The 21250-nt window shown below is 67.3% G+C and carries 21 protein-coding genes; 6 read left to right on the forward strand and 15 right to left on the reverse strand.

Going from position 1 to position 21250, the window contains the following annotated elements; translation table 11 throughout:
* The first annotated feature begins 127 nt into the window (after positions 1-127).
* Entirely contained in the window at positions 128-1897 is a 1770-nt protein-coding gene (locus AC1RNQ_RS04530; protein WP_493169271.1) for a hypothetical protein, read from the forward strand.
* On the opposite strand, the gene AC1RNQ_RS04535 is transcribed toward AC1RNQ_RS04530, so the two are convergent.
* The 10 genes from AC1RNQ_RS04535 to AC1RNQ_RS04580 form a co-directional block, all read right to left on the reverse strand.
* A complete protein-coding gene (locus AC1RNQ_RS04535) occupies positions 1892-4678 on the reverse strand; it encodes an MSCRAMM family protein (RefSeq protein ID WP_493169273.1) in 2787 nt (928 codons plus the stop codon). The genes AC1RNQ_RS04530 and AC1RNQ_RS04535 overlap by 6 nt on opposite strands.
* 32 nt (positions 4679-4710) lie before the next feature.
* Positions 4711-5535 (reverse strand): fimbrial biogenesis chaperone, encoded by an 825-nt coding sequence (locus AC1RNQ_RS04540; RefSeq protein WP_493169275.1) that lies wholly within the window; start codon positions 5533-5535, stop codon positions 4711-4713.
* Between the two features lie 449 nt (positions 5536-5984).
* Positions 5985-6494, reverse strand: coding sequence for a DUF4402 domain-containing protein (locus AC1RNQ_RS04545; protein WP_493169277.1), 510 nt, complete (start codon positions 6492-6494; stop codon positions 5985-5987).
* Positions 6495-6868: 374 nt separating this feature from the next.
* On the reverse strand, positions 6869-7825 hold the full coding sequence (locus AC1RNQ_RS04550) for a ParB/RepB/Spo0J family partition protein (protein ID WP_493169278.1): 957 nt from the start codon (positions 7823-7825) through the stop codon (positions 6869-6871).
* Positions 7826-8608 (reverse strand): ParA family protein, encoded by a 783-nt coding sequence (locus AC1RNQ_RS04555; RefSeq protein WP_493169280.1) that lies wholly within the window; start codon positions 8606-8608, stop codon positions 7826-7828. It abuts the gene before it with no gap.
* A complete protein-coding gene (gene rsmG / locus AC1RNQ_RS04560; RefSeq protein ID WP_493169282.1) occupies positions 8605-9264 on the reverse strand; it encodes a 16S rRNA (guanine(527)-N(7))-methyltransferase RsmG in 660 nt (219 codons plus the stop codon). The genes AC1RNQ_RS04555 and rsmG overlap by 4 nt, the downstream gene beginning before the upstream one ends.
* 393 nt (positions 9265-9657) lie before the next feature.
* On the reverse strand, positions 9658-9975 hold the full coding sequence (locus AC1RNQ_RS04565) for a 1-deoxy-D-xylulose-5-phosphate synthase (RefSeq protein WP_493169284.1): 318 nt from the start codon (positions 9973-9975) through the stop codon (positions 9658-9660).
* Positions 9976-9989: 14 nt separating this feature from the next.
* A complete protein-coding gene (gene mnmG / locus AC1RNQ_RS04570; protein ID WP_493169286.1) occupies positions 9990-11861 on the reverse strand; it encodes a tRNA uridine-5-carboxymethylaminomethyl(34) synthesis enzyme MnmG in 1872 nt (623 codons plus the stop codon).
* Between the two features lie 185 nt (positions 11862-12046).
* Positions 12047-13351, reverse strand: coding sequence for a tRNA uridine-5-carboxymethylaminomethyl(34) synthesis GTPase MnmE (mnmE, locus tag AC1RNQ_RS04575; RefSeq protein WP_493169401.1), 1305 nt, complete (start codon positions 13349-13351; stop codon positions 12047-12049).
* A gap of 23 nt (positions 13352-13374) precedes the next feature.
* A complete protein-coding gene (locus AC1RNQ_RS04580) occupies positions 13375-13665 on the reverse strand; it encodes a DUF6489 family protein (RefSeq protein ID WP_493169288.1) in 291 nt (96 codons plus the stop codon).
* Between the two features lie 109 nt (positions 13666-13774).
* Between AC1RNQ_RS04580 and AC1RNQ_RS04585 the strand changes: the two genes are divergently transcribed.
* On the forward strand, positions 13775-14473 hold the full coding sequence (locus AC1RNQ_RS04585; protein WP_493169290.1) for a dienelactone hydrolase family protein: 699 nt from the start codon (positions 13775-13777) through the stop codon (positions 14471-14473).
* Positions 14470-14868, forward strand: a complete 399-nt coding sequence (locus AC1RNQ_RS04590; RefSeq protein ID WP_493169291.1) for a nuclear transport factor 2 family protein — start codon at positions 14470-14472, stop codon at positions 14866-14868. Before AC1RNQ_RS04585 ends, AC1RNQ_RS04590 begins: the two co-directional genes overlap by 4 nt.
* Here AC1RNQ_RS04590 and AC1RNQ_RS04595 read toward each other — a convergent pair.
* The 5 genes from AC1RNQ_RS04595 to hemE form a co-directional block, all read right to left on the reverse strand.
* Positions 14865-15266 (reverse strand): DUF1489 family protein, encoded by a 402-nt coding sequence (locus AC1RNQ_RS04595; RefSeq protein WP_493169293.1) that lies wholly within the window; start codon positions 15264-15266, stop codon positions 14865-14867. The two genes, AC1RNQ_RS04590 and AC1RNQ_RS04595, sit on opposite strands and share 4 nt — an antisense overlap.
* A gap of 30 nt (positions 15267-15296) precedes the next feature.
* Positions 15297-15728, reverse strand: coding sequence for a hypothetical protein (locus AC1RNQ_RS04600; RefSeq protein ID WP_493169295.1), 432 nt, complete (start codon positions 15726-15728; stop codon positions 15297-15299).
* 41 nt (positions 15729-15769) lie between these two features.
* Positions 15770-17026 (reverse strand): transcription termination factor Rho, encoded by a 1257-nt coding sequence (gene rho, locus AC1RNQ_RS04605; RefSeq protein ID WP_493169296.1) that lies wholly within the window; start codon positions 17024-17026, stop codon positions 15770-15772.
* A gap of 193 nt (positions 17027-17219) precedes the next feature.
* The gene (locus AC1RNQ_RS04610; protein WP_493169297.1) at positions 17220-17669 is read right to left on the reverse strand and encodes a CopD family protein; all 450 of its coding nucleotides are present in this window, start codon (positions 17667-17669) and stop codon (positions 17220-17222) included.
* A gap of 2 nt (positions 17670-17671) precedes the next feature.
* Positions 17672-18694: a uroporphyrinogen decarboxylase gene (gene hemE / locus AC1RNQ_RS04615; RefSeq protein ID WP_493169298.1), complete on the reverse strand. Its 1023-nt coding sequence runs from the start codon at positions 18692-18694 to the stop codon at positions 17672-17674.
* A 337-nt stretch (positions 18695-19031) separates the two neighbouring features.
* On the opposite strand from hemE, the gene AC1RNQ_RS04620 reads away from it, so the two are divergent.
* The 3 genes from AC1RNQ_RS04620 to aroE are packed head-to-tail and all read left to right on the forward strand — an operon-like array spanning position 19032 to position 21249.
* Positions 19032-19844, forward strand: a complete 813-nt coding sequence (locus tag AC1RNQ_RS04620; protein WP_493169300.1) for a pyruvate, water dikinase regulatory protein — start codon at positions 19032-19034, stop codon at positions 19842-19844.
* A complete protein-coding gene (locus AC1RNQ_RS04625) occupies positions 19841-20437 on the forward strand; it encodes a Maf family protein (protein WP_493169302.1) in 597 nt (198 codons plus the stop codon). The genes AC1RNQ_RS04620 and AC1RNQ_RS04625 overlap by 4 nt, the downstream gene beginning before the upstream one ends.
* On the forward strand, positions 20434-21249 hold the full coding sequence (gene aroE / locus AC1RNQ_RS04630) for a shikimate dehydrogenase (protein ID WP_493169304.1): 816 nt from the start codon (positions 20434-20436) through the stop codon (positions 21247-21249). Before AC1RNQ_RS04625 ends, aroE begins: the two co-directional genes overlap by 4 nt.
* Position 21250 lies beyond the last annotated feature (1 nt).

Raw genomic sequence — 21250 nt, forward strand, 5'->3', positions numbered from 1 at the left:
CGCTGTGGGCAAATATGGATAAAGAAAGGTTAACGGCATCCGGTTTTCGCGGATTGGCCGCGCTTGGGGCCGTGCGCCTTCTATGATAGCCTGATCCGGTTGGTCCGCGCCTTGGGGAGGGTTTGCGATGCATCAGACTGTGAAGGCCGCCGCGATCGCCTGCATGGGTTTCACCCTCGCCAGCCTGCCGGCCGAGCCAGGCTTTTCCGCCGCCGCGCTCGACGCGCTCGACCCTACGCGCCTCGCAAAGGCCTTTTGCGGCGAGCGCGGCGCGGGCGCCAGCCTCGCGAGCGGGTTGCTGATTGCCAGCGCTTATGCCGCCCCGGCGAGCGCAGGCGGTACCATCCCGCTCTATCCCGACCTCGCCACTTCGCCTTTCCCCGTCTCGGCGCGCGAGCCCCGCGCACGCGCCTATTTCAGCCAGGGGCTGCTCCTGACCTATGGCTTCAACCACGCGGGCGCGGTGCGCTCGTTCCGCGAGGCGCAGCGCCTCGAGCCCGGCTGCGCGTCCTGCTGGTGGGGCGAGGCGGTCGCGCTCGGCCCCAATATCAACGCGCCGATGGACGACCGCGACCGCGGCGCCGCCCTCGCCGCGATGGACCGCGCGATGGCGCTGCGCGATACCGCGACCCCGATCGAGCGCGCGCTGATCGAGGCGGTGGCGCGGCGCTATTCGCGCGACCCGGCGGCCGACCGCGCCGCGCTCGATGCCGCCTATGCCGACGCGATGCTGGATGTCGCGCGCCGCTTCCCCGCCGACGACGATGTCGCCGTGCTCGCGGCCGAGGCGGCGATGAACACCAGCCCGTGGAATTATTGGCAGGGCGACAAAAAGACCCCGGTCGGGCGTAGCGGCGAAGCGGTGCGCCTCGTCGAGACGGTGCTCGCGCGCAACCCCGGACATGTCCAGGCGAACCATCTCTATATCCATCTGATGGAATCGGTCGACCCGGCGCGCGCCGAGGCCGCCGCCGACCGCCTGTCCGACCCGCGCGCGCCCAGCGCCGCGCATCTCGTCCATATGCCCGGCCATATCTACCAGCTGCGCGGGCGCCACGCCGATTCGATCCGCGTCAACATCGCCGCGGCGCGCGCCGACGAGGCCTATATCCTCGGCGCCGGCGACCAGGGGCTCGTGCGCTACGGCTATTATCCGCACAATATCCATTTCATCGTCACCTCGGCGCAGATGGCGGGCGACATGAAGACCGCGGTGCGCGAGGCGAAACGGCTCGGCGCGGTGCTCGATCCCGCGACCTCGGCGCGCATCGCGTGGATCCAGTCGATCGACGCCGCGCCCTATTTCGCGATGGCGCAATTCGCCGAGCCCAAGGCGATCCTCACGATGCCCGCCCCCGACGCGCGCCTGCCCTACCCCACCGCGATGCGCCATTATGCGCGCGCGGTTGCGCAGGCGCAGCGCGGCGACCGCGCCGGTTTCGACCGCGAACTCGCCGCTATGGAAGCGCTGCGGACCTCCGACGCCTTCGCCGACATGGTCGCGCAGGGCGTCCCCGGCCCCGACCTCGTCAAGCTCGCGCAGCTCGTCGCGCGCGGCCGCTTCGCCGCTCGCCAGCGCCGCTATGAGGAGGCCATTACCTATTACCGCCAGGCGATCGAGGTCGAGGCGGCGCTCCCCTATCAGGAGCCGACCTACTGGTATTATCCGGTGCGCCAGTCGCTCGGCGCCGCGCTGTTCCAGGCCGGCCGCCACGCCGAAGCGAGCGACGCCTTCCGCGCCGCGCTGGCGCAGGCGCCCAACAACGGCTGGGCGCTCTACGGCCTCAGCCGCAGCGAAGCCGCGCAGGGCAAGAAGCTCGAAGCCACCGCCGCGCGCCGCGCGCTGGACAAGGCCTGGCTGGGGAAGGAAAGCTGGCTGCGGATGGACCGGTTATAGCCCCACCCCGTCTGCGCCGCCCGGCGGCCCCCGCGCGTCATTGCCCTCGCCCGTCGCGCCTTGACCGCCCTCGGCCAGCGCCCGCGCCACCGGCTTCAGCGCCAGCGTGCCCAGCCGCACGCGCGGGGTCGCCTTGCCCGGTGCGGCGCTCACTGCAAACGCCCCGTCGAGCCGCAGCAGCAGCGCCGACGCCTTTGCCGGGCGCACCGTATAGCGCCCATAAGCCACACTTTCGAAAAGGAAATATCCGTCGAACTCGCTCAGCGTCGTCGCGCGCACGCGGCCCTCGGCGTCGACCAGTTCGAGCCCCAGCCCCTCGATCGCGTTGCCGCCGTCGCGCATCGCGACGCCCTCGATCTCGCCCGCCGCGGTCATCGGGATCATCACGCGCGTCGCAACGCCGGGGCGCGGGGTGACGACGATGCCGGGAAGCGCGGGCTGGACATAGGGATCGGGCAGGCTGCCCGCATCGACCCCGATCATCACCGGGCGAAAGGGTTCGAGCCCGTCGACCACCGCCGCGCCCGCCTTGTCGGTCGCCGCCTCGATGAACGCGTTGCCCGCGGTCAGCGGCACGTCGGGCAGCGGCGCCTCGCCCCGCTGGCGGATGCCGTCGCCATTGTCGTCCATCCACACTTCGGCGCTCACCTGCCCGCGCCCGCCGAGCTTCTCGCTCGACAGCCGCCAGCCGCCACCCGTCCCCGCGCTCGTCCGCGGCTTCGGCCCGAAGCTGAAGGCGAGCGACAGCGACGCCGCGACCGACCCGTCGGTCGCCACCTCGCCGAAACCCGTCAGCTGCAACGCCTTGAAACGGCGCGTATATCCGATACCGGCGCGTCCGCGATCGAGCCCGTTGTCATAGCCCAGTTCGGCGCGCCATTCGGCGTCGTGCTGGCCCGCCCATTCGGCGATCACCGTCGCGCGCGAATCGGCGTTGGCGCCCGACAACGCAAAGCGCGCCTCGCCGCGGAGACGCACGCGCCCGATGCGCGCATTGGCCAGCAGGGTCGCGGTGACGTTGTCGGGCGGATCGGGGCCGATCGGCACCTTGGTTCTTGTCCAGTCGAGCTGGCCGGTGAAGGTCAGCGCGCGAAAGCTCGCTGAGGCGCGCGCCGAGGCCTCGAGGCTCTGGATGCCCGAGGTCCGGTCGACGTGGCGCAGGTCGAAATGCAGCGGCAATATCGTGCGCCCCAGCTTGACCGACTGGTCGAGCGAGAGTTGGTACAGCCCGTTGATATTGCCCACGAAACGATCGGAAGTGAAACCGCCCCAGCCGCGCATCGCCTCGGCGCGGACATAAGTCTCGCCGAACGCCGCGAGCCACCCCGCGCGCACCGCGCCGCCGCCATCGTCGGCGTAACTACCGGCCACCTCGAGCAGAGTCGGCCCGATCGAGCGCCGCAGCGCGAGCTCGCCATAGTTGCGCCGGACATTCTCGATCACCAGGCTATGCGCATAGGCCGCGACCGACGTGCGCGGGTCGAGCCCGCGCTCGATCCCCAGCGTCCCGCGCCAGCCGCGCCGGAACGGCCCACGCCGGTGGTTGCCGAATTCGATCAGGTCGGCATTTTCCTGCGCGAAGCCCGCCCAATACCAGGTCTGCTGCGGCGGGATCGAATCGATCCCTACCTGCAACTGCTTGATCTCGCGCCGTATCTGCCCCTGCGGGCCGTAGAGTACGATCTCGAAGCGGTTCGAGCCATATTGCAGCGGCACGTCGAGAAATTCGTAGCGCCCCGACGAATCGGGGCTGGTGAAGGCGAGCAATTGCCCGTTGCGATAGAGTTCGGCGTCCCAGCCCGCGGGAAGATCGCCGCGAAAGCTCGTCTTGTCGAAACTGTCGGGGCGCTCGACCGGGCGATTGGTGAGCACCGCGCCGCGCCCCGGCGCCGATTGCGCGACGAGGCCGGTCGAGAGCAGGCTGACATCGCCCACCGCATAGTGGGTCGCTTTCAGCGGGCCGAGCAGATTGCCCTGCGGATCGGTGCGGTAGAGCCGCATCCGCAAACTGTCGGGCACGCCTTCGTTATCCGACGACAGCCGCGCGTCGAAGCTGTGCTTCAGCACCTCGCCCGCCGCGAAGACCTCGTAGCGTCCCTGGACATAGTCGCCGCCGCGCTTGTCCGACACCGCGCCGAGCGAGGCGACGACGTCGACCGAGGGCGTCGCCCACATCTGATACGGGCGGGTCGCCTGCGGCAGGCTGGCGAGGTCGAATTGCGCTACGGGCTTGATCCCCGCCGCGCGCGCGCGCCGCTCGGCGGCGAGCTGGAAGGGCAATTTCTCCTTCGAATCGATGCGCAGCACCGCGTTCGACAGGTCGGGGACGAGCGGCAGGTCGAGCCAGGCCGACAGCTGCTTCACATCGACGCACCAGCCCGCCGCGGTGTCGCGGATCGCAGTGGCGCCGATCGGGAAGCTGCGGCTGCCGCTCTGTACCTCGCCCGCGTCGCGGTCGATCACCAGGCTGCGGCGCTCGTCGAACACCCAGCCGGTTGCGCGGCGCAACTTCTTGTCGACACGCACCGGCAGGTCGAGCGCGAGCACGACATCGGCGAGGTCGACGCACACCCCCGACGGCGTCTGGTAGCCGCGCGCCCCGTCGCCGAGGCGGTACTGCCCCGACCGGACGTCGAACAGCCAGCTGTCATCCTCATTGGGTTTCCACCCGTCGGAAAGCTCCGCTTTTTCAGCAGCATGAGCGCCGGTCGGGACGAGCCCGGCCAGCGCCAGCCCGGCCACCAGGACCGGGAAAAATCGGGTCAGAAGCGCGCGAAGCATCGCGACGCCCTTGGGGTTGCCTTACCGCTACCTCATTTCACCACCCGGTCGGCCTCGTCGATCGTCCCGCCGCCGATCTCGCGATCCTCGCTGTAGCGGATCTTGACCGGACCCTTGAGCTTGGCGGCGAGTTCGGGCGGCACGCGCAGCGACACCTTGCGCTGCCCAACCTCAGGATAGACCGCGATGCCGCGTGCGAGCAGCAGCGGCTCGGGGGTTCCCGGCCGCGTCACCTCAATATCGCCATAGACCGAACGATTGCCCGTCCGCGCCAGGTCGAAGGCAAAGGCGGGGCCGTCGACCGTTTCCTCGACGCGCGCCTCGCCGATCTCGGCGCTTGCGCCCAACTCGCCGACGCGCACGATCACCGGGATGGTGATGCCATAGATCGGGGTGAGCGCGATCGATACGCCGCTGCTCGCCGGTTTCGCCGGGTCGGCCGCGGGCGCCGCATCGGGTACCGCGCGGAACAGCATATGCGCGCGATATTCGCCCGCCGGCGTGCCTTCGGGCACGCGCACCCCGACGCGGATCACCTGCGGCTGGTTCGGCGGCAGGACGACGCGGCGCGGGTTGAAGCTGATCATCGCGAGCGCGGCCTTTTCCGCGTCATTGGCGTCGGCTTCCTCGATCTCGTCGAGGCCGCCGAGCGCGGTCATGCGCTTGATCTCCAGGCTGATGCGATAGGTCGCGGGCGCGCTCCCGATATTGTTCAGCACCACCTCGGTCCCGCGTGACCCGTCGAGCAGGATCCGCGTCGGCGCGACGAGCAGGTCGCCCGCCGCGCTCGCGGGAACGGCAGCCGCGCCGAGCACGGCCGCCGAAAACAGGCCGAAGCCCTTCAAATATCGCAACATGAAATGGTCCCCACCATTTAGGAAACCGGTCGGCCCACACCGCCCGGCAGTCCCCACCCTGTTGCGCCAACATGGTTGATATTTCGCTAACCATAGGCGCGGCAGCGCTCCGGCCGAGACGGGGCGTTATGCCGAAGATGTCGGCGAGACTATGTCGCGCAAAGACGCAAAGACACGAAAAGGGTGGCTTGCGGCCGCAAGGCCGCCATCTCGTCATCGCCGCGTCCGACGCCGCGCAGCAAGGAATAAGCCGCTTCGCGGCAGACGCGACATCTTCATGTCTTTGCGTCTTTGCGCGAAACGAAAATCCCGACCTGTCGGTTTCCAGCAAAGCTCGCTGCGTCAAACCAGAACGCAAAAAAAAGGGCCGCCGGGGGCTGGTGCCCCGACGACCCTTTTTTCGGCCGACGGACGCGAACGCCCGCCGTACCCCCCCACCCTATAGAAATTTACTGGTAATTGGCGGTGACGTTGAACGTCCCCGAATAGTCGCCCGACGCCTGGTTGGCGCCGACGCTCAGCGTGCCGCCGACCTGGAAGCTGCCGCCCACGGTGCCCGGCCCGTTGGTCAGCGTGACCGACGTCGCCGAATAGGTCAGCGTCGACGACATGGTGCCGCCGAGCGAACCGTTGAGCGTGACGCTCGAATCGCCGCCGACGAGCACCACGGCATTATTCGTGCCCTGGATGTCGAAATTGGCGGCGGTCGTCGTGCCGGTGCAGGTCAGGCCCGCGCCGCAGGTCGCCGCGCCGGCGGTCGACACCGCGACGGTCGAGGCGGTCGCGCCGCTGATCACCGTCGCATATTGCAGGTCGCTGGTGTTGGTGAGCGTGATCTGGCGCAGGATCTTCGCCTTCGCCGTACCCGTGGCCGACGCCGCATGCGCCGCCGGGGCGTTCATGGCGAGGGCAGCAATCGCGGCGCCCAGCAGGGCGCGCTTCATTCCAATGGTGCGCATATGATTTGGTCCCTTGAACAGTCAAAAGGCAAATGGAAATCCCACCCCATTCGCTGCCGCCCTTCTACGAACGACCCGTTCAGCCTTTGCCCAACAACCATGGTTAATACCGCATTAGCGATTGGCCCGCATTTCCCGTGGAAAGCAGCCGAAATCAGCGCTTTGGCGCCGTTCCAGAGTGACAGCAGGGACCGTCTTTTTCCTATAACGGCCCGGTTCGGCACAAATTAAGTCGGACAGAAAGGCCGATTCGACCCGAACTGCCGGACCGGATTCGCGCAGAAGTGCAGAGAACGCCGAGAGCGGCGAAGCCGCCCGGTTTCCTCTGCGCCCTCCGCGCCTCTGCGCGAATCACTTCATGCCTTCGGCCGCGATCAGATCGATTCGCCGCTCAGCCGCTGGCAGATCATGTCGAGCTGATCGAGCGAGGCGAATTTGAGCGTCAGCGCGCCCTTGCCCCCGCCGGCATATTGGATCGCGACGCCGATCCCGAGCAGCTCGGACAAATGCCGCTCGACCGCGACGATGTCGGGGTCGCGCCCACCGTCGATGCTCTTATACTCGATCGGCGCCTTGCGTCCGCCGCCCTTGCCCGCGCGCACCAGCGCCTCGACCGTGCGCACCGACAGGCCTTCCTTGACCACCTTGCGCGCGATCGTCTCGGCATCGTCGGCGCCGATCAGCGCGCGCGCATGCCCCATCGCCAGCGACCCGTCGCCGACCAGCGCCTGCACGCTCTCGGGCAGGTCGAGCAGCCGCATCAAATTCGCGACATGGCTGCGCGACTTGCCGACGAGCTTGGCGAGCGCCTCCTGGCCATGCCCGAAATCGTCGATCAGCTTGCGGTACGCCCCCGCCTCTTCGATCGCGTTCAGATCCTGCCGCTGGATATTCTCGACCAGCGCGATCTCGTAGGTCGCCGCGTCGTCGAGTTCGCGCACCAGCGCGGGGATCGCGTGCAGCCCGGCGCGCTGCGCTGCGCGCCAGCGCCGCTCGCCCGCGACGAGCTGGTAACCCTGCCCGTCGGGCGCCGCGCGCACGATGATCGGCTGGAGCAGGCCCCGCGCGGCGATCGAATCGGCGAGCTCGGCGATCGCATCCGCGTCGAAATGGCGCCGCGGCTGGCCGGGCAGCGGGCGGATCGATCCGACCGCCACATGCTGCACCGCCTCGCCCGATGCGGGCGCCGCCGCCTTCGCCGCGCTGCCGGGGGTCGCCAGCACCGGCGCCTCGACCGCGACGTCGCCGAACAGCGCGTTCAGCCCGCGCCCCAGCCCCGAAGGCCGCTTGCGCGCCGGCGTCGTACCGATTTCCTTTTCATTATCAGCCATTTATGCCGCCTTACGCACGTTCGGGAGCCGATCGATCAGCTCGCGCGCCAACGCGATATAGGCCATCGAACCCGGGCAGCGATGGTCGTAGATCAGCGCCGGCAGCCCGTGGCTCGGCGCCTCGGACAGGCGGACGTTGCGCGGGATTACCGTTTCGAACACTACCGGCCCCAGCACTTCGCGGACATCGTCCGACACCTGGTCGGTCAGCCGGTTGCGCCGGTCGAACATGGTGAGCGCGACCCCCAGGATCGTCAATTTCTGGTTGAACCGCTCGCGCACGCGCTCGACCGTGGTGAGCAATTGGCTCAGCCCCTCGAGCGCGAAAAATTCGCACTGCAGCGGCACGATCAGCGATTCGGCGGCGATCAGCGCGTTCAGGGTCAGCATGCCCAGCGACGGCGGGCAGTCGATCAGGCAGATGTCCCACTGCCCCGCCTCGGCGCCCGAGAGCGCCTGTTGCAGCCGCTGCAGCCGGTCCTGAAATTCGATGAGCTCGATCTCGGCGCCCGACAGGTCGACCGTCGCGGGTACGATGTCGAGCCGCGGCACCGCGGTCGGGATCGCGCATTCGGCCACCGTCGCGTCGCCGCGCAGCAGCTCGTAGCTCGAAAGCTCGCGCTGCGCCTGCTTGATGCCGAGCCCGGTCGAGGCATTGCCCTGCGGATCGAGGTCGATGATCAGCGTCCGCCAGCCCGTGGCCGCGAGCGCGGTCGCCAGGTTGATCGCGGTCGTCGTCTTGCCGACCCCGCCTTTCTGGTTCGCCACGGCGATGCGGATCATGCTTTTCCTCGCTTTTTCGGCGCGATGCGCCCCTGACCGACCAGGATGTGGCTTTCGCCATCGGTGCGGCTCTGTTCCACGTGGAACATTCTCTGCCAGACCTGTGGCAGCGACGCCAGTTCCTTAACCGCGTTTCGCCCTTTTGGCAGCAGCCAGCGCGTCGATTCGGTGGAAAAACGCGCGGATAAGTCGATCAGCCGGTCGAGCGGCGCAAAGGCCCGCGCGCTGATCGTCCCCGCCGCCCGCGTTTCGACACGCTCAAGCGGCGCCTCGGCCACCTCGACATGGCCCAGCCCCAGCTCGCCCGCGACTTCGCGCAGAAACGCGCACCGCCGCTTCCGCGATTCGACGAGCAACATCGGCCGCTCGGACAGGATCGCGACGACCAGCCCCGGCAACCCCGGCCCGCTCCCCAGATCGACCCAAAGCCCCTCGCCGTCCGTATCGAGCGCAAGCAATTGCGCGCTGTCGGCGATATGCCGCACCCAAAGTGTGGGGATCGTCGACGCCGCAATCAGATTCTGTCGGTCATTCTCGGCGATGAGCATCGCGGCAAACCGCTCGAGCCGCACCCGTTGTTCGCCCGTCGGCGCAAACGCCTCTTCCAGCCAGCCACGCGCAGCCGCTTCATCGTCCAATATATCGGCGTCCGCCACGTCGTTCTTTCACCTTCCCGCGAAGCGGGCTTTGTCCTTCTTCGTGCCTTTGCGCCTTTGCGCGAAATTTTGAAAGCCTCACGCAAAGGCGCAAAGGCGCGAAGAAAGAAGGCGCCGGCCATCAAGGTAGGAATTCTCACACAAAGACACAAAGAGGGCGGCGGGCCACGCGCTGGATAATCAGGTAGCACCTCTCTCGTCACTCCGGACTTGATCCGGGGCCCCGCTACTGGATCAGGCAAAACGATCATCCACAAGTGGCTCTTGCGGGCCGAGCCCGCCCTCTTTGTGTCTTTATGTGAGATTTGAGAAACCTCAGACGAAGGCTGGAAGTGACGGGCCGATCGCCACCGCCACCCGCCCGCATCGGAAGGATGGCGTCCCCACGTATAATTATCGACGCGAAGCGCCCTGAAGCTCATTCCAATATTCGTCATGGACGTCCGCGTCGATTTCCACCGGCATCGAACTCGACGGATAGAGCCGATCATGGCCATCTTTCCGGGGACCCGAAATCCAATAATGATCGCCGGTCTCGGCGTCGTAATAATTCGCTTTGAACCCGTCGCCGCCCAATCGCTGGAAAAGGCGCCCCGCATAGTGGATCGACTGCCCCGATTTCGACAAAGTCACGCGCCCGATCCGGGCCAGACCGTTCAGCCCGGCCGACTTGTCCTCGATATACATGATCCGGGTCTTCTTATTGCTCACCGCCCCGTTCCCGCCTAGGCCGCCCGCCGCCTGCTATGCACCAGGATCGCGGTCAGCGCCGCCGGGGTCACCCCGTCGATCCGTCCCGCCTGCCCTAGGGTCTCGGGCCGCGCCTTGGTCAGCCGTTCGACCATCTCGCGCGACAGCCCGCCGATCGCGGCATAATCGAGCGCCGGGTCGAGCAGGATTGCTTCATTCGCCGCCAGCGACCGCAACTCGGTCTCCTGCCGCGCGATATAGGGCGCATAATGCGCATCCTCGGCCAGCTCGGCGAGGATCGTGTCGTCGATCAGGGCCAGCTCGGGCGCGAGCAACGCCAGCTTGACCATCGTCACCTCGGGAAAGCGCAACAGGTCGATCCGCCGCCGCGCCGCGCCGTCACCCGGCAGCGCGAGCCCGATCGCCGCATAATCGGCGGTCGTCACGGGCGCTTCGAGCAAGGCCCCAGCCCGCGCGCGCGCGACCATCCGCGCATCGAACAGCGCCGCGGTCGCCGGCCGCACCAGCCCCAGCGCGATACCCTTCGGCGTCAGCCGCGTCGCCGCATTGTCGGCACGCAGCCGCAGCCGATATTCGGCGCGCGCGGTGAGCATGCGGTACGGCTCGGTCACCCCCTGCAGCACCAGGTCGTCGACCATCACGCCGATATAGGATTCAGAGCGATCGAGGATCAAAGGTGCACGCCCCTGCACCGCGAGCGCCGCATTGGCCCCCGCGACCAGCCCCTGCGCCGCTGCCTCCTCATAACCGGTGGTGCCGTTGATCTGCCCCGCGCACCACAGCCCGCCGACCGCGCGCACCTGCAAGGTCCGGTCGAGCGCGCGCGGGTCGATATGGTCATATTCGACCGCATAGCCGGGAACGGTCATCTCGACGGCCCCGAGCCCCTCCATCGTCCGCAGCATGGCGAGCTGCACATCGGTCGGCAGCGAGGTCGAAATCCCGTTCGGATAGACGAGCACCGAATCGAGCCCCTCGGGTTCGAGAAACACCTGATGCCCGTCGCGGTCGGCGAAGCGGTGGATCTTGTCCTCGATCGACGGGCAATAGCGCGGTCCCGCCGCGCCGATCGCCCCGGTAAACAGCGGCGAGCGCTCGAGATTGGCGGCGATGATTGCGTGGCTTTCGGCGTTGGTGCGCGTGATCGCGCAGAAAATCTGCGGCACCGTCCGCGCATTGTTCCACGTGGAACAGGTCCAGCTTGCCCCCTCGGCGCTGTCCGACGGCTGCTCGGCGAGCCGCGCCCAGTCGATCGTCCGACCGTCGAGCCGCGGCGGCGTGCCCGTCTTGAGCCGCGCCATGGGAAGGTTTGCGCCGCGCAACTGTTCGGCGAGCCGGTGCGCCCCGGCCTCGCCGATACGCCCGCCCTCCATCCGCTCCTCGCCGCGGAACAGCCGTCCGCCGAGGAAAGTGCCGGTGGCGAGAACAACAGCGTCGGCCGTCAGCTTCGTCCCGTCGCCCAGTTCGAGCCCTGCGACGCGCGCGCCATCGTCCGACAGGATCAGCGCCGCCGCCTCGCCTTCGACGACGGTGATCCCCACTTCAGCGGCGAGCAAATCCTGGATCGCCTCACGATATAATTTCCGGTCGGCCTGGATCCGCGGCCCCTGCACCGCCGCGCCCTTCGATGCGTTGAGCATCCGGTAATGGATCGCGGCGCTATCCGCCGCGCGCGCCATCCATCCGTCGAGCGCGTCGACCTCGCGCATCAGATGCCCCTTGCCGAGCCCCCCGATCGCGGGGTTGCACGACATCGTCCCGATCAGCGCGGGGTCGAAACTGACAAGCGCGACGCGCGCGCCCAGCCGCGCCGCGGCCGCGGCGGCCTCGGTTCCGGCGTGCCCACCGCCGACGACGATGACATCATATATTGCGCTGCTGTGCATGATTGTCGCGGCGCATAGCGCAAAGCCCGCGCCGAATCCATCCGGCGCGCAAGGACTACATCAAATCTCGCACAAAGCCACGAAGCCACAAAGATCGCTGCTCCGCGAACCTTCTTTGTGGCTTCGTGGCTTTGTGCGAGCAAATTGAGGCGCGCGCGCATCAAAGGGCTGTTCCACGTGGAACATCATTTCCCGATGCAGAAACGTCCGAACAAGGCGTCGAGCATTTCCTCGACCCCCGCCCTTCCGGTGATTCGGTCGAGCGCGCCACCCGCGAGCCGCAGCCGTTCGGCGAGCAGGATCAGGTCGCCCGCCTCGCGCGACCCCGGCTCGACCTCGAGCCAGGCCTTCGCTTCGGCGAGCGCGTCGCGCTGGCGCCGACGCAGCGCGGCCTCGCCTTCGCGCGGCAGCAGGGTGCGCGCCATCTCGACGATCATGCGGTGGAGCTTGTCCATCCCCTCCCCCGTCGCCGCCGACAGCATCAGGTCGCACCGCGCCGCCTCGGCTTCAGCGGCGGCATCGCCCTCCCAACGGTCGGCCTGCGCCGCGACCAGGATCGCGCGCGGATGATCGGGCGCGTCCTTCGGCGGCCCCAGCCACAGCAGGATATCGGCCGCCTCGACCGCCGCCTTCGCGCGGCCGATCCCGATCATCTCGACCACATCGCCACTTTCGGCGCGCAATCCCGCGGTGTCCGAAAAGCGCATCGCAATCCCGTCGAGCGCCAGCGCGGTCTCGATCACATCGCGCGTCGTCCCCGCCACCGGCGACACGATCGCCAGCTCTCTTTTCGCTAAAGCATTGATAAGGGTCGATTTACCGGCATTGGGCGGCCCCGCGATCACCACCGAAAGCCCCTCGGCGATCACCTCCGCCGCCGGCCGCGCCAGCCATTCGCCGAGCTCGCCCGCCAGCGCCGTCATGCCGTGGCGCAGACGCTGCGCGACACTTTCGCCAACTTCGACATCATCCTCATCGGCGAAATTGAGCTCGGCCTCCGCCCCCGCCATCAAGGTCAGCAGCCGGTCCCGCCAGCCGTCGACCGCGCGCGACACATGCCCGCTCGCCAGCGTCAGCGCCTGCACGCGCTGGCTCTCGGTCTCGGCCGCGAGCAGGTCGGCGAGCCCCTCGGCCTCGGTCAGGTCGATCCGCCCGTTGAGGAAAGCGCGCCGCGTGAACTCGCCCGCCTCCGCCCGCCGCAGCCCGGGCATCGCGCCCAGCGCCGCCTCGACCGCCGCGACCACCGCGCGCCCGCCGTGCAGGTGGAGTTCGGCCAGATCCTCGCCCGTCGCGGTCGCCGGCCCCGGAAACCACAGCAGCAACGCCCGATCGAGCGGTGCCCCGCCCGCGTCTTTCAGCTCGGCGAGCGACGCCCGCCGCGGCGCAGGCAGCCGCCCCGCGAGCGCTTCCAGCGCCGCGCCCGCCGCCGGCCCGCTCACCCGCACGACACCGATCGCCGCCGGCGGCATCCCGCTCGACAGCGCGAAGATCGTGTCCTTCGCCGCGTCTTGGTTCAGCTCTTGCGCCCCTTCGCGGACTTGTCGTCGGCATCGGCCGCCTTGCCCGCGCCGCTCATCAGCCCGCCGCCGAACTGGCTCATCAGCGACTGGATCAGCCCCAGCCCGCTTTCGCCCATCGGCACCCAGCTCTTGACCATCGTCTGAACCATGTCGGGGGTGATCCCGTTCGCCATCAGTTCCTTCACGCGGCCGAGGTAAATCTCGTGCAGCGGTTCGAGGTCGGGCAGCCCGACCAGCCGCCGCGCTTCTTCGGGGGTGCAATCGATCTCGATATTGAATTTCATCGCCGGTCTCCGCCCCGCAAAAAGCCTCAGCGCGCGCTTGAGCCGCGCCGCTGCGCCCGCTAGCTTCGCGCTTTCACCGGCAAGAAGCAAGAGTCAGGAGAGACCCCGCATGTCCGCGACCAATATGACCATCCCCGCGCTCGACGGCGCGGCGGAGATTCCCGCCTATGTCGCACGTCCCGACGCCGACAGCTCGCGCGCGATCATCGTCATCCCCGAAATCTTCGGCGTGAACGCGGGCATCCGCCAGAAATGCGACGACTGGGCGGCTGAGGGCTATCTCGCGATCGCCCCCGACATCTTCTGGCGCTTCGCCCCCGGGGTCGAGCTCGACCCCGATGTCGAGGTCGAATTGCAGGAGGCCTTCGGCTATTTCGGCCAATATGACGCCGACGACGGGGTCAAGGATATCGAAGCGTCCATCAAATGGCTCCACGGCCAGGGCGCCGGCAAGGTCGGCTGCGTCGGCTTCTGCCTCGGCGGCCGCCTCGCCTATATGGCGGCAGCACGCACCGATGTGAACGCCTCGGTCGGCTATTATGGCGTCATGATCGACCAGATGCTGGGTGAAAGCCACGCGATCGCGCACCCGCTGATGCTTCACATCCCGGCCGAGGACCATCTCGTCGACCATGATGCGCAGAAACGCATCCACGACGGCCTCGACCCGCATCCCAAGGTCACGCTCCACGACTATCCGGGGCTCGACCATGGCTTCGCCGCGACGACGGGCAATCGGCGCAACGAGGACGGCGCGCAGCTCGCCGACGGCCGCACCCACGCCTTCTTCGCCGAGCATCTGGCATGAGCGCGCATCCCGGCCTCGCCGCCTGGCACGCCTATATGGCGGGCGGCGGCGATCCGCAGGCCTTGCGCGGCCTGCTCGCCGAGGACGCGGTGTTCCACTCGCCCGTCGTCCACACGCCGCAGGCGGGCCGCGACAAGGTCTTCGCCTATCTCCACGCCGCCAGCCATGTGCTCGGCGGCGAGAATTTCCGCTACCTGCGCGAAATCGTCGACGGCGACCAGGCTTGCCTTGAATTCCAGAGCGAGCTCGACGGAATCCAGATCAACGGCGTCGACATCATCCGCTGGAACGGCGCCGGAAAGATCGCCGACTTCAAGGTGATGGTTCGCCCGCTGAAGGCGATCAACAAGGTCTGGGAGAAAATGGCCGAAATGCTCGCCGCGCAGGCAGGCTAGATCAGCATCAGCTCGGCGAGCTCGCGATAGAGTTCGGGCGGCAATTCGCCGATCCCGCTCATATCATCGACGCCCTTCGGCGCATCGGCGTCGGTCAAGTAGCGCCAACCCTGGTGCGCGCGCTTGGGCTGCGGATGGATCCGCTCGAGCAGCGCGGCGCAGACGATGTCGATCCGCCCGTCGTCGCGGTCGTCGAAGCGCAGGATTTCGACGCGGCCGACGAGCGTGTGGCGCACGATGAAGTGCAGCCTGCCGCCGATCAGCTCGTCGGCGCGCTTGGGCTTGAACCGCGTGGTAAAGCGGACCTCGCCCCCTTCGGCGCGCGACGCGATGCGCGACGCGAGCGCGGAATAATCGGAACAGCCGACTGCGACGCGGGTCATGTGGAGTGCGGGCATGCGAGCTAGATGGGGACGCGCGGGCGGCGTTCAATCGACCGGGGCGGCAGTCAGATAATAATCGCCGCGCCCCTGAGGCGACGCGGGCGTCGTCGCCAGTGGCACCAGAAACGCGGCTGCCATTAAGCCGGCGCCGCCGACAGAGGCGTAGATGAAGGCGCCGGGCACCGAGATCGTCACGCCCACGATGGCCAATATTCTGATGGTCCGCCGGCGTAAATCTTCAACGAAGTCAGCGGGCTGCGCCACGAAATCGCGCAGGATCGCGCTCGCCTCGGCATATTGGGATGCAGGAACCGTCAGGCGAAAACCGCCGATCGCAACGATATAGAGCGTCGTACCCGCATAATATTCGCCGCCGACATGGACGATGATCCCCGCAGCATCGAGCATCGCGGCGACCGTCAGCGCTTCGCCGCGGCTCAGCAAGTCGGCGATCGGGACCATCGCATCATCAGACATGAGCCGAGGATGCGATAGCCGCCGATATTTGTCCAGCGAACCTACTGGTTCATGCTGTCGAAGAAATCCTCGTTGGTCTTCGAATCCTTGATCTTGTCGAGCAGGAACTCCATCGCGTCGATGGTCCCCATCTGCATGAGGATGCGGCGGAGCACCCACATTTTCGACAGCTTGTCCTTTTCGACGAGCAGTTCTTCCTTGCGGGTGCCCGACTTGCCGACGTCGAGCGAGGGGAAGATGCGCTTGTCGGCGACCTTGCGGTCGAGGACGATTTCCGAGTTACCGGTGCCCTTGAATTCTTCGAAGATGACTTCATCCATACGGCTGCCGGTGTCGATCAGCGCGGTCGCGATGATCGACAGCGAACCGCCTTCCTCGATGTTGCGCGCGGCGCCGAAAAAGCGCTTCGGGCGCTGCAGCGCATTGGCGTCGACACCGCCGGTCAGCACCTTGCCCGACGAGGGAACGACGGTGTTGTAGGCACGGCCGAGGCGAGTGATCGAGTCGAGCAGGATCACGACATCCTTCTTGTGCTCGACCAGGCGCTTGGCCTTTTCGATCACCATTTCGGCGACCTGGACGTGGCGCGTCGCGGGTTCGTCGAAGGTCGAGGAGACGACCTCGCCCTTCACGCTGCGCTGCATGTCGGTGACTTCCTCGGGACGTTCGTCGACGAGGAGGACGATGAGGTAGACCTCGGGGTGATTGTCGGTGATCGCCTTGGCGATATTCTGCAGCAGCACCGTCTTACCCGTGCGCGGCGGCGCGACGATCAGCGCGCGCTGGCCCTTGCCCTGCGGGCTGACGAGGTCGATCACGCGCGCCGACTTGTCCTTGACGGTCGGGTCGACGGTGTCGAGCGACAATTTCTGGTTCGGATAGAGCGGCGTGAGATTGTCGAAATTGACGCGGTGACGGACGACGTCGGGATCGTCGAAATTGACGCTGATCAGCTTGGTCAGCGCGAAATAACGTTCGCCATCGCGCGGCGCGCGGATCTCGCCCTCGACGGTGTCGCCGGTGCGCAAGCCATATTTGCGGACCTGGTTCGGCGAGACATAGATGTCGTCGGGACCGGCGAGATAATTGGCATCGGGCGAGCGCAGGAAACCAAAGCTGTCGGGCAGGACCTCGATCGTGCCCGACCCGATGATTTCCTCGCCCTCTTCGGCGAGTTCCTTCAGGATCGAGAACATCAGGTCCTGCTTGCGCAGCGTCGACGCGCCCTCGACGCCCAGCTCCTCGGCCATTTCGACGAGTTGCGCGGGCGACTTGGTTTTGAGTTCTTTGAGATGCATGGATAGATTCCGGGTATGAAGTCAGGGAGATATTGGGACTAAGTTCGTTGCACCGGCTGGTGCCTATCCGGCCGTGGGACGACCGTTACAGATAGCTCGACGCGGAGACGCGCCGCCCGCTTGGAAGCGGGGTTGACCGGCCCCTATAACCGGCGGTCGGCCAAGTCAATCGCGGCTGCGCCCAGCCGAAGCGTCAGAAGGGGCGGACGACCACGAGGATGACGATGATCGCCGCGGCGACCCCGGGAACTTCGTTGAGCATCCGCAGCCGTTTCTCGCTCATCGGACGCTGCCCCTTCGCGAGCTTCTTCGCATAGCCCGCCATCCAGCCATGATAGCCCGACAGGCCGATCACGAGCAGGAATTTGGCGAGGAACCAAGGCTCGCCCCAATAATCGCCGTTGAAAGCGAGCGCGAGGCCGAGGATCCAGACGATGGTCAGCGAGGGATCGAGAATGATGCGGAGCAATCGCCTTTCGCGATCGATCCATTTCGCATCCTCGTCCGACCCGACGGTGCATTGATGATGATAAATGAAAAAGCGCGGCAGCATGAACAGGCCCGCCATCAGGAAGATCACGAAGATCACATGGGCGGCTTTCACCCACAGGGTCGCCGAACCCAAAAAGCCCGCCAGTTCCATGCTTATCCCCGCACGCGTTTGATCAACTGCTCGACATGCGCGATCGGCGTGTCGGGCACGATGCCATGGCCGAGATTGAAGATATGGGGCCGCGAGGGGAAAGCCGCAAGGATGCGGTCGATCGCACTGTCGAGCGCCGCGCCGCCGGCGACGAGCGCGAGCGGGTCGAGATTGCCCTGCACCGGCAGATGCGCCGGCAAATTGGCATCGGCCCACGCCGGATCGACCGTCTCGTCGAGCCCGATCGCGTCGGCGCCAACCTCGTTGGCGTAAGCGGAAAGCTTGCCCCCCGCGCCCTTGGGAAAGCCGATCACCGGCGTATCGGGATGGAGCGCTTTCAGCCGGCGTATGATCTCGGCATTGGGCGCGATCACCCAGCGTTCGAACTGCGCAGGACTGAGGCTGCCCGCCCAGCTGTCGAACAATTGCACCGCCTCGACGCCCTGCTCGATCTGCCCCGACAAATAGGCGGTGCTGAGGTCGACGATCGCATCGATAATCGCCTGGAACGCCGCGGGATCGCCGAACGCCAAACGCCGCGCCGCGGCCTGGTCCTTCGACCCCTGCCCCGCCACCATATAGGTCGCGACGGTCCAGGGGCTGCCGGCAAAGCCGAGGAAGGTCGTCTCGGGGGGCAGCGCCGCGGCGACACGTGCGACGGTCGCGTAAACGGGATCGAGCCGCTGGTGCGCCGCCTCGAGCGAGGCGAGCGCGCTGTCGACCAGCGGCGGCGCGAGCCGCGGCCCCTCGCCCGCCTCGAACCACAGATTCTGCCCCAGCGCGTGGGGAACGACGAGAATGTCGGAGAAAAGAATCGACCCGTCGAAGCCGAAGCGCCGGATCGGCTGCAGCGTCACCTCGGCCGCGGCCTCGGGATCGTAGCAGAGCTCGAGGAAGCCACCCTTGGTTTCCCTCAGCGCGCGATATTCGGGCAGGTAGCGCCCCGCCTGGCGCATCAGCCACAGCGGTGGCCGCTCCTGCCGCGCCCCGAGCAGCGCCTTGAGCAAGCTCTTGTGTGACACCATCGGCGGTCCCTCTTTCTCTTCCATTATAATATATAGAATATGGTGGTGGTTTGTTGGCGGGCGAAGAAGGCGGCTTTAGGCAGCACCGCCGCCTTTGCCAACAGCTTGACTCGCCGCCGCGCCATCTTCCTCGCGGAGTCGCATAGCGCCATCCCTGCTATTCACAGCCTGTGGATAAGAGTCGTGCGCTGTGGACAAGAGGTGGAGCGGAATCGGCAGCGCCGGGGATGAATCCACAGTCCCGATTTACCCCCGCGCTTGTCCGGAAACTTATCCACAGCCACCCAAAACGCGTCTCTGCTTGCCTTTTTCTGCGGGCTTCCGCCATGGTGACGCCATGGGCCGGCTCCACTTGCACCTCATATCCGATTCCACGGGCGAAACGCTCGAGAATATCGCCAAGGCGGCGATCGCGCAGTTCGACGATGTCGAGGTCGTGCGCCATTTCTGGCCGATGGTGCGCTCGGAATCGCATCTCGACCGCATCATGGCCGAGGTCGAGGCGAGCCCCGGCATGATCCTCTTCACCCTCGTCAACGGTGACCTGCGCGTCAGCCTCGAACGCCGCGCGCGCGCGCGCGACCTGCCGCTCGTCGCCGCGCTCGACGCGGTCACCGATGCGCTGTCGACGATGCTCGGACAGGAAGCCAAGGCGCGGCCCGGGCGCCAGCACCAGCTCGACGCGGCTTATTTTGCGCGCGTCGAGGCGATCCAGTTCACCGTCGCGCACGACGACGGCATCGGCTGGGAAAATTGGGAACAGGCCGACATCGTCCTCGCCGGCGTGTCGCGCACCTCGAAGACCCCGACGAGCATCTATCTCGCCAATCGCGGCTTCAAGACCGCCAACATCCCGATCGTCCCCGAATCGCCGCCGCCGCAGGCGCTCTACAATCTTCGGAAACCGCTGGTGGTCGGGCTGACCACCGGGCTCGACCGGCTCGTCCAGGTGCGCCGCAACCGGCTGCTGTCGCTCAACCAGGCGCCCGAGACCGCCTATGTCGACGACGAACGCGTCAAGGCCGAGCTCGCCTTCGCGCGGCGGATGTTCGCCGACAATGGCTGGCCGGTGATTGACGTGACGCGTCGCTCGATCGAGGAAACCGCCGCCGCGGTGATCAAGCTGGTCGAGGACCGCGGCGCGGCATGACCTTGCTGCTCGCTTCGCAAAGCAGCGGCCGCGCCGCGATGCTCCGCGCCGCCGGGCTGAGCTTCGAAACCAGCGCCGCGCATGTCGACGAGGAGGGGCTGACCGCCGCGCTCCACGCCGAGGGCCAGAGCGCGCGCAACATCGCTGACGCGCTCGCCGAGGCGAAGGCGGTCAAGATCTCGTCGCGGCTTCCCGGCGTCACCGTGCTGGGCGCCGACTCGACGCTCGCGCTCGACGACGGATCGATGCTGTCGAAACCGGCGGACCCCGACGAGGCGGCCTCGCATCTCCGCCGCATGGCGGGGTCGCGCCATCGTCTGTTCAGTGCGGTCGTCGCCGCGCAAGGCGGCGCGCCGATCTGGCGTGCGATCGGCGAGGCGAAGCTGTGGATGCGCCCCTTGTCGGATGCCTTCATCGCCGACTATGTCGCGCAAAATTGGGACAGCATCCGCTGGACCGTCGGCTGTTACGAAATCGAGGGGGCGGGGGTGCAATTGTTCGACCGGGTCGAGGGCGACCCTTGGACCATCATCGGCATGCCGATGCTGCCGCTTCTCGCCTGGCTGCGCGAGACCGGGCTGGCCGCGTCATGAGCATCCCCTATGCAGAGGTGATCGGCGACCCGATCGCGCAGAGCAAATCGCCGCTGATCCACAATTTCTGGCTGCAGGCGCTAGGCCTCGAAGGCGATTATCGGCGCGCGCATGTGAAGCCGGGCGATCTCGCCGCCTATATCGCCGAGCGCCGGACCGATCCCGACTGGCGCGGCTGCAACGTCACCATCCCGCACAAGCTGGCGGTGATGGATTTCGTCGACGACCCCGGCGACGTGCGCGGCACGATCGGCGCGATGAACACGCTGGTGCGCCAGAAGGACGGCGCGCTGATCGGCACCAACACCGACGCCGCGGGCTTCTACGCCCCGCTCGCCGAGCTCGACCTCACCGGCGCGCCGGTGATCGTCGTCGGCGCCGGCGGCGCTGCGCGCGCGGTGCTGTTCGCATTGGCGCGCGCGAAGGTCGGGCATGTCACGATCCTCAACCGCTCGCCGCTCAAGGCGATGGGCCTGCTCGCGACCTTCGGGCTCAAGGGCGATGTGGTCGCGCTCGATGCCGGGCTGCCCCCCGCCGCGCTGCTGGTGAACAGCAGCAGCCTCGGCATGAAGGGCCAACCATCCCTCGATCTCGACCTCTCGCCTTTGCCCGCGGACGCGATCGTCTACGACCTCGTCTATGCGCCGCTCAGGACCGGGCTGCTCGCCGCCGCCGAGTCGCGCGGGCTCGACACCGTCGACGGGCTCGACATGCTGATCGGCCAGGCCGCGCTCGCCTTCGAACTTTTCTTCGGCAAGCCGACGCCCGAGGGGCGCGACGAGGAATTGCGCGCGCTGCTCGTTGGTCCGTGAT

The sequence above is a fragment of the Sphingopyxis sp. GW821-FHT12F08 genome (assembly GCF_058806755.1).